This is a genomic window from Ramlibacter sp., from assembly GCF_035706265.1.
GTDB lineage: Bacteria > Pseudomonadota > Gammaproteobacteria > Burkholderiales > Burkholderiaceae_C > Ramlibacter.
Map to the genome: position 1 here is coordinate 1 of NZ_DASSVG010000464.1, position 8,457 is coordinate 8,457.

The 8,457-nt window shown below is 72.3% G+C and carries 6 protein-coding genes and 1 pseudogene; 4 read left to right on the top strand and 3 right to left on the bottom strand.

Going from position 1 to position 8,457, the window contains the following annotated elements; genetic code table 11:
- The 3 genes and pseudogenes from tcuB to VFM98_RS16765 all read right to left on the bottom strand — a co-directional run.
- A pseudogene (tcuB, locus tag VFM98_RS16755) lies at positions 1–360 on the bottom strand (tricarballylate utilization protein TcuB); the annotation flags it as partial.
- A complete protein-coding gene (gene tcuA / locus VFM98_RS16760; protein ID WP_325111038.1) occupies positions 347–1,762 on the bottom strand; it encodes an FAD-dependent tricarballylate dehydrogenase TcuA in 1,416 nt (471 codons plus the stop codon). The pseudogene tcuB and the gene tcuA, both read right to left, overlap by 14 nt.
- Before the next feature lie 95 nt (positions 1,763–1,857).
- Entirely contained in the window at positions 1,858–2,751 is an 894-nt protein-coding gene (locus tag VFM98_RS16765) for a LysR family transcriptional regulator (protein ID WP_325111039.1), read from the bottom strand.
- Positions 2,752–2,833: 82 nt separating this feature from the next.
- On the opposite strand from VFM98_RS16765, the gene VFM98_RS16770 reads away from it, so the two are divergent.
- The 4 genes from VFM98_RS16770 (at position 2,834) to VFM98_RS16785 (ending at position 8,436) form a co-directional block, all read left to right on the top strand.
- On the top strand, positions 2,834–3,058 hold the full coding sequence (locus tag VFM98_RS16770; protein WP_325111040.1) for a hypothetical protein: 225 nt from the start codon (positions 2,834–2,836) through the stop codon (positions 3,056–3,058).
- A 127-nt stretch (positions 3,059–3,185) separates the two neighbouring features.
- Positions 3,186–3,782, top strand: coding sequence for a DUF2760 domain-containing protein (locus tag VFM98_RS16775; protein ID WP_325111041.1), 597 nt, complete (start codon positions 3,186–3,188; stop codon positions 3,780–3,782).
- On the top strand, positions 3,779–5,665 hold the full coding sequence (locus VFM98_RS16780; protein ID WP_325111042.1) for an Hsp70 family protein: 1,887 nt from the start codon (positions 3,779–3,781) through the stop codon (positions 5,663–5,665). The genes VFM98_RS16775 and VFM98_RS16780 overlap by 4 nt, the downstream gene beginning before the upstream one ends.
- A gap of 29 nt (positions 5,666–5,694) precedes the next feature.
- A complete protein-coding gene (locus VFM98_RS16785; protein WP_325111043.1) occupies positions 5,695–8,436 on the top strand; it encodes an Hsp70 family protein in 2,742 nt (913 codons plus the stop codon).
- The last annotated feature ends 21 nt before the right edge of the window (positions 8,437–8,457 follow it).

Sequence of the window (8,457 nt, forward strand, 5' to 3'; positions counted from 1 at the left end):
GCCGTTGCGCCGGTACAAGGCGCCCAGCGCCGGCGGCCACGCATAGTCGGAATAGGTCTGCCCGCGCACCTTCGCCATGGCCTGCGGCACGTTGACCGCGAACTCGTGGGGCGGCGCGTACTGGCAGGCGTGCAGGCAGGCACCGCAGTTGTGGCACAGGTTCGCCAGGAAATGGATGTCGGCCTTGCCGAACTCCAGGCGGCGTGTCATGGCCGGAAACACCGCGCAGAAGCCTTCGCAGTAGCGGCAGGCATTGCAGATCTGCATCTGCCGGGCCACTTCGTTTTCGGCTGCGGTCAGCACGACCTCGCCCTTGGCCAGCGCGACGGCATCGCGGGCCAGCACTTCAAGCGCTTGCATGTTCTTTCGCTCCTTCGTGCAGCGCGGCCCGCGCCGCGTTGGTGCCGGCGATGCGGCCGAAGGCCGTGCCGATCGACATGCCGACGCCGGCGGTGTAGCCCTTGCCCAGGACGTTGCCGGCCATCATTTCTCCCGCGACGAACAGGTTCTGGCTGGGAACGTCCTGGAAGCGGACCGCAGCCGTCTCGTCGGTGCGCAGCCCCAGGTAGGTGAAGGTCACGCCGGGGCGCACGGCATAGGCGTAGAACGGCGCCGTGTCGATGGGGCGCGCCCAGTGCGTCTTGGGCGGGACCACGCCCTCCGTGTGGCAGTCGTCGAGCGCCGTGTGGTCGAAGGTGCCGACGCGGCAGGCGGCGTTGTAGGCCTGCAGGGTGTGCATGAATCTCTCCACCGGCAGGCCCACCTTGGCGGCCAGTTCCGGCAGCGTGTTCGCCACCACGCCGGGGAACACCGGCGGCATGAAGCGCCCGACCGCCTTCGCGTCGATGATGGAATGGGCGACCTGTCCCGGCTGCTGCGCCACCAGCCGGCCCCAGATGGCATAGCGCTTGGGCCAGAAGTCCTCGCCCTCGTCGTAGAAGCGTTCGCCGTCCCGGTTGACCACGACGCCGAGGGACACGCAGTCGATGCGCGTGCAGATGCCGCCGTCGTACAGCGGCGCGCGCGCGTCGATGGCCACCATGTGGGCCTGGGTCGGATCGCCGATGCGGTCCGCGCCGTGGTCGTCCAGCAGGTGCTTGAGCAGGGTGCCGCGGTTGTACCGGGTGCCGCGGATGAGGAAGTTGTCGGCCGGCCATTCGCCCCGCTCGTTGCGGCCCCAGGCTTCACGCAGCCATTCGCGGTTCGACTCGAAGCCGCCGGCGGCCAGCACGCAGGCCCGGGCGGTGATGCGCTCGCCTTTCACCCACGCCGCCACGAAGCGCCCGTCCTCGATCTCCACGCGATCCACCGGTGCGTCGTACCGGATGCGCACGCCGAGCCGCTCCGCGCTGCGGTAGTAGGCGTTGACCAGGGCCTTGCCGCCGCCCATGAAGAAGGCATTGGTCCGCGCCACGTGCAGGGCGCCCGACAGGGGTGGCTGGAAGCGCACGCCGTGCTTGCGCATCCAGTCGCGGCAGGACGAGGATGCGCGGATGGCCAGGCGCGCGAGGCGCTCGTTCGTCACCCCGCCGGTGACCTTCAGCAGGTCCTGCCAGAACTCCTCCTCGGGGTAGGCGTCGACCAGCACGTCCTGCGGGGCATCGTGCATGCAGCGCAGGTTGCGCGTATGCATGGAGTTGCCGCCGCGCCATTCGCGGGGGGCGGCTTCCAGCAGCAGCACGCTGGCGCCCGCCTCGGCAGCCATGAGGGCCGCGCACAGTGCGGCGTTGCCGCCGCCGATGACAAGCACGTCGGTGCTCATGTCCCCTCCAGAAGTGTGGGCGGATTGTGCGAGTCGGCGGTCCGGCTGTGAAATGAAAAGAAGGTCGCGATTCTTGCGGTTACCGCAACAGCGCCTCAGACCTTCACGGGCGTGCTGCGCACCAGCTCGTAGAACGCCTCGGCCGCCGGCGACAGGCTGCCGCGGCGCGCGCGCAGCAGGACGACCCGCCGCTTCACCACCGGCGCCGTCAGCGGAATCTTGCGGATGCCGGGCCGGTCGCCTTCCCGGATGGTGGAGGCCGGCAGGATCGCTGCACCGACGCCTGCAGCCACGAGGTTGACCGCCGTCGCATGGTGGTCCACCTCGTACTTGGCATCCAGCCGGACGTTGTGCCGCGCCAGCTGGTAGTCCATGACCACGCGCGTGGCGACCAGGCCGCTCACGCGCACCAGCTCGATGCCGCGCATGTCGTTCCACGACAGGGTCTTGCGCTCCTGCAAGGGGTGCGGCGTGCGGCACACGAAGACCAGCGGGTCCGAAAAGAAGGCGGTTTCGACCAGCTCGGACTGGCTTTCGCCCGCCAGTGCGATCCCCAGCTCCGCCCTGCCGTGGAGGACGGCGGTGCGCACCTGGTCGGACGTCCCATCGAGCAGGCGGACCTGGTTGTGCGGATGCCGCTTCGCGTATTCGCGGATGATCCGGGGCAGCACGTGGGAGGCCAGCGTGGGGATGCACGCCACCGTCAGATTGCCGCGGCCGTGCTGCGCCATCTCCTTCAGGCGCTGCACGGCCGATGTCGTCTCCTGCACGATCGCACGGGCCTGCGGCAGGAAGTCGCGGCCGACCACGGTGAGTTCGACTTTCCGCGTCGTGCGATCCAGCAGCCGCACGCCGAGATAGGCCTCGAGCTTCTGGATGCGCCGCGTGAGCGCGGTCTGCGTGATGTGCAGCTCGCGCGCGGCCTTGTTGAATCCGCCCAGTTCCGCGATCGCAACGAAGGCCTGGACACCGTCGAAATCGATCTTCATGGCCGCGATTGGAGCATGCCCGGCGGGAGGCTACCCCTGAGCTGGCCGTCCGGCCCCGCCGCGGGCAAGAGACAATGAGGGAATGCGGATTACCTATGTCAGCGAATCGTGGCCGGAAACGACCTACGAGATCGAAAGCGACCGCTTCGGGAGCTACACGATCCGGGTCGGCGGCCGGGTGGTCAAGCGCGTGACCTCGGTCACCGAATACCTGGGCCGGCCCAAGTGGGGCAGCAAGAAGCTCGAGATCAATGCGATCGAGGATGCCAAGGCGGCGATCGCGAAGTTCAAGTCCCCGACCGGCTAGAGCTCCGGCCGGCTAGACCTCGGACTGCAACCCGACCGCGGACCGCGGTGGCATGATCGGCGCGCCAAATGCCACGCGCGGCCGGCCATCCGGCGCTGCGGCCTGTGCGTCCGGCATGGAGCACCTCATGGCCACGCCCAACGACACTCCCTCCTCCAGCAACCCGCCCTCGTTCTTCGCCCGGATCGGCCTCGCGTTCCGGGCCTTCTCCGCCGTGCTCGGCGATCCCGGCACGGCGGCGCGCTTTCTCGGCATGCCCGGCGGGGCCGCGCCGGCGCCAGCGGCCGCGGCAGCGCCAGCGGCCCGGCCAAGCCCCGCAGCCCCCGCGGCGACCCTCAAGCAGGCCAGTCCGGATTCCGCGCTGCAACTGCTGTCGCTGCTGCAGCGGGACGCGCGGCTGATCGACTTCGCCGGCGAGAATCTCGCCGGCTACAGCGACGCCCAGGTCGGCGCCGCCGCGCGCCTGGTGCACGAGGGCTGCGCCAAGGTGCTGCGGGAGCACTTCCAGATCGTGCCGGTGCGCGACGAGCCGGAGGGCAGCCGCATCGCGCTGCCGGCCGGCTTCGACGCCGCGGCGGTGCGCGTCACCGGCAACGTGGTCGGCCAGCCGCCCTTCACCGGCAGCCTGCGCCATCGCGGCTGGCGCGTGGCCGAGGTCAAGCTGCCCCAGCTCGCCGAAGGGCACGACACCCGCGTGCTCGCGGCCGCCGAGGTGGACCTGTGAGTGAGGTTTCGCAACGAGGCGCCGGCCCGCGCTATTCCATCGGCATCGACCTCGGCACGACGCACAGCGCGCTGTCGTTCATCGACATCGGCGCCAGCGACGGCGAGCAGACCGTGCACGGCGTGCTGCCGGTGCCGCAACTCACGGCGCCCGGCACCGTCGAGGAGCAGCCGTTGCTGCCGTCCTTCCTCTATCTCCCGCATGCCGACGAATTGCCGCCGGGCGAGCTCGCGTTGCCGTGGCCGACCGAGCGCAGCGGCGTCGTGGGCGAGCTGGCGCGCAGCCGCGGCGCGACGACGCCGATCCGCCTGGTGTCCAGCGCGAAGAGCTGGCTGTCGCATCCGGGCGTGGACCGGCGCGGCGCCATCCTGCCGCCCGACGCCCCGCCCGAGCTGGAGCGGGTGTCGCCGCTGGAGGCGTCGCGCCGCTACCTCGAGCACCTGCGCGCGGCCTGGGACCGGGCGCACCCCGAGGCGCCCTTCGCCGAGCAGGACGTGACGGTGACGATCCCGGCCTCCTTCGACCCGGCCGCGCGCGAGCTCACGCTGGAAGCGGCCAAGGCGGCGGGCTATCCCGCGCCGACGCTGCTGGAAGAGCCGCAGGCCGCGCTCTACAGCTGGATCCAGACGGCGGGCGCCGCCTGGCGGCAGCAGGCGCGGCCGGGCGACGTGATCCTGGTGGTCGACGTCGGCGGAGGGACGAGCGACTTCTCGCTCATCGCCGTGCTCGAGCGCGAGGGCAGCCTGGAGCTGCACCGCGTGGCCGTCGGCGAGCACATCCTGCTCGGCGGCGACAACATGGACCTGGCGCTCGCCCACGTCGTCGCGCGCAAGCTCGCGGCCGCCGGCACGACGCTCGATGCCTGGCAGCTGCGCGCCCTCACCCATGCCTGCCGCGGCGCCAAGGAAAAGCTGCTGGCCGACCCCGAGGCGACCGCGCTGCCCCTCGTCGTGCCCAGCCGCGGCAGCCGGCTGATCGGCGGCTCGATCCGGACCGAGCTCACGCGCGAGGAGGTCGCCGCGACCATCCTCGAAGGCTTCTTCCCGGCGGTCGAAGCCTCGGCGCGGCCGGTGACGCGCGTGCGCGCGGCCCTCGCGCAGCTGGGCCTGCCTTATGCGCAGGACGCCGCGGTGACGCGCCACCTGGCCGCCTTCCTCGGCCGCCAGCTCGGTGCGGTGGCCGAACTGGAAGGCTTCGCGACCCGCCAGGGCCCCGAGGCCAGCTTCATCCATCCCACGGCGCTGCTGTTCAACGGCGGCGTGTTCAAGTCGCAACTGCTCGCCGAACGCGTCGCCGGCACGCTCGACCAGTGGCTGCGCGCCGAAGGCAGCGAGCCCGCGCGTGTGCTGGCCGGGGCCGACCTCGATCTCGCCGTCGCGCGCGGCGCGGCGTACTACGGCTACGTGCGGCGCGGGCGCGGCGTGCGCATCCGCGGCGGCACGGCGTTCGCGTACTACGTCGGCGTGGAGTCGTCGATGCCGGCCGTGCCCGGGATCGAGCCGCCGCTGCAGGCGCTGTGCATCGCGCCGTTCGGCATGGAAGAGGGCACCGAAGCCGCGCTGCCCTCCCTGGAGGTGGGCGTCATCGTCGGCGAGCCGGTGCACTTCCGCTTCTTCGCCTCCTCGGTGCGGCGGCACGACGCCGTGGGCACGGTGCTGGATGCGTGGGCCCCCGAGGAATTGCGCGAGATCGACGCCATCTCGGCCACGCTGGCGCCGCAGGGCCGCACGCCGGGCGAGATGGTGCCGGTGCGCCTGCATGCGCGCGTCACCGGGGCCGGCACGCTGGAGCTCGAAGCGGTGCCGCGCAGCGGTGACGAGCGCTGGAAGGTCGAGTTCGACGTGCGCGGCGAGCCCCGCGCAGGCGGCGAGGGCGGCGGCTGACGCGCCGAAGCGTGGACACGAGCGTCGCGATGGCGCCCTACGTCGTCGGCATCGATCTCGGCACCACGCACACGGTGGTCGCGTGGGCGCCGTCGAAGGCGGTCGCGGACGACGCGATCCAGGTGTTCGGCATCGAGCAACTGGTCGCGCCCGGCGAGGTCGCGCCGCGGCCGCTGCTGCCCTCGGCGATCTACCACCCCGCGCCGGGCGAGATCCCGGCCGGCGACCTGGTGCTGCCCTGGGGCGCGAGCGACGCGGCGGTGGTCGGCAGCCTGGCGCGCGAACTCGGCGCGCAGGTGCCCGGCCGCCTGGTGGCGAGCGCGAAGAGCTGGCTCTCGCATGCCGCGGTCGACCGGCTGGCCCCCATCCTCCCCTGGGGCGCCGCGGAGGACGTCCCCCGGATCTCGCCAGTGGAAGCCAGTGCGGCCGTGCTGGCGCACGTGCGGGCGGCATGGAACCACCGCATGCCCCACGCGCCGCTGGAGCAGCAGGAACTGGTGCTGACCGTGCCGGCCTCGTTCGACGACATGGCCCGCTCGCTCACGCTGGAAGCGGTGCGGGCGGCCGGCCTGCCCACGCTGCGGCTGCTGGAGGAGCCGCAGGCCGCGCTGTACGACTGGTTGTTCCGCCACCGGCGCAGCCTCGTCTCCGAATTGGCCGATACCCGCCTCGTGCTGGTGTGCGATGTGGGCGGCGGCACCACGGACCTGAGCCTCGTGCGGGTGGAGATGCGCGGCAACGAGCCGCGGCTGGAACGCGTGGCGGTCGGCAGCCACCTCATGCTGGGTGGCGACAACATGGACCTCGCGCTCGCGCACCTGGCCGAAGGCAAGCTGGCGGCCGCGGCCGGCGGGCAGCGCCTGGCGCCCGGCGCGCTGTCGCAGCTCATCGAGCGCTGCCGCGGCGCGAAGGAAAAGCTGCTGGCGCGCGATGCGGCGGAGCGCGTGGCGGTCACGCTGCTCGGCACGGGGTCGCGCCTGGTAGGCGGCGCCCGCACGGCGGACCTGCTGCGCGAGGAAGCCGAGCGCATCGTCATCGACGGATTCTTCCCGCGCGTGGCCGCCGATGAACTGCCCCGCCGCGCCCGCACGGGCAGCGGCCTCGTGGCTTTCGGCCTGCCTTATGCGAGCGACCCGGCGGTGACGCGGCACCTGGCCGCCTTCCTGGGTCAGCACCGGGCCTCAGGCTGGCCCGACGCGGTGCTGCTCAATGGCGGCGTGTTCCGCGCCCATGCCATCGCGGCGCGCCTGCACGAGACGCTGGAGCAATGGCGCGGCGCCGCGGTGAAGCCGCTGCACAACGCGGACCCCGACATCGCGGTGGCGCGCGGCGCGGTGGCGTACGCGCTGGCGCGTCGCGGCCTGGCGCCGAAGATCGCCGCGGGCGCGGCCCGCAACTACTTCCTGCGGGTCGAGGGTGCGGAGGGCGAAGCGCGCGGCATCTGCGTGCTCCCCCGCGGCAGCGAAGAGGGACACGAGGTGCCGCTGGAAGGGCGCAGCTTCGCGCTCAAGAGCGGCGAGCCGGTGCGCTTCGACCTCGTCGCGACCACCTCGGGCACGCCCGCTGCCGGTGCGCAGGTGGACCTGGGCGAACTCGATGCGCAGGCGCTGCCGCCCCTGGCCACCGTGCTGCGCGCGCCGCGCGGCGCGGACCGGCAGGAGATCGCCGTCCACCTGGCCTCGACGTTGACGGAAGTCGGCACGCTGGCCCTGTATTGCATTGCCGACGAAGACCCGGGCCAGCGCTGGCGGCTCGAGTTCCAGTTGCGCGGCGAAGGCGCGGCGGCTTCGTCGCAAGGCCTGCCACCGCGCTTCGCCGAAGGTGTTGCCCTGGTGGAGCGCGCGTTCGGCACGCGCGACCGGTCGGCCGACCCGAAGGGGGTGAAGCAATTGCGCGCGCAGCTGGAACACCTGTTCGGGCAGCGCGAGCAATGGAGCCTGGGGCTGCTGCGTGCCTTGTTCGATGCACTGCTGCAGCGCGCCCGCGGCCGGCGCCGCTCCGTCGATCACGAAAGGGTCTGGCTGAGCCTGGCCGGCTGGTGCCTGCGCCCCGGTTTCGGCGACGCGCTGGACGAGTGGCGCATCGAGCACCTCTGGCCGCTCTACGCGCAGGGCGTGCAGCATGGCCGCGACGCCCAGGTCGGCGCCGAGTGGTGGACGCTGTGGCGGCGCGTCGCCGGCGGCCTGCCGGAGGAAGCGCAGCAGCAGTTGCTGCAGGACTTCGCGATCAACCTGCGCGGCGCCGAGATCGACCCGGCCGAATTGCGGCAGATGCAGCGGCCGGTGAAGGGCGGCTGGGACGACATGGTGCGGCTGTGCGCGACCCTGGAGCGCATCCCCAGCGAGCACAAGGTGGAAGTCGGCGACTGGCTGGTGGAGCAGTTGCAGCACGGTGGGCCCAGGGCGCGCAGTCCATGGACGCTCTGGAGCATCGGCCGCCTGGGCGCGCGCCTGCCTTTTCACGGTAGCGCGCACCGCGTGGTGCCTGCGGACAGCGCCGCGGCGTGGCTGCAGGTGCTGCTCGCGCTGGACTGGAAGCAGGTCGATGGTGCGGCGGCCGCGGCCGCGAATCTCGCCCGCCTGAGCGGCGACCGGGTGCGCGACCTGCCGGCCGACCTGCGCCAGCAGGTGATCGAGCGCCTCGAGGCCGTGCGTGCGCCGCCCGCGTGGATCGCGCGGGTGCGCGAGTTCATTCCGTTGGACGAAGCGGGCCAGCAGGGCGTCTTCGGCGAAGCGCTGCCGCTCGGCTTGAAGTTGATCGACCCGCCCTGAGACCCCCTCCCCCCTTGGGGG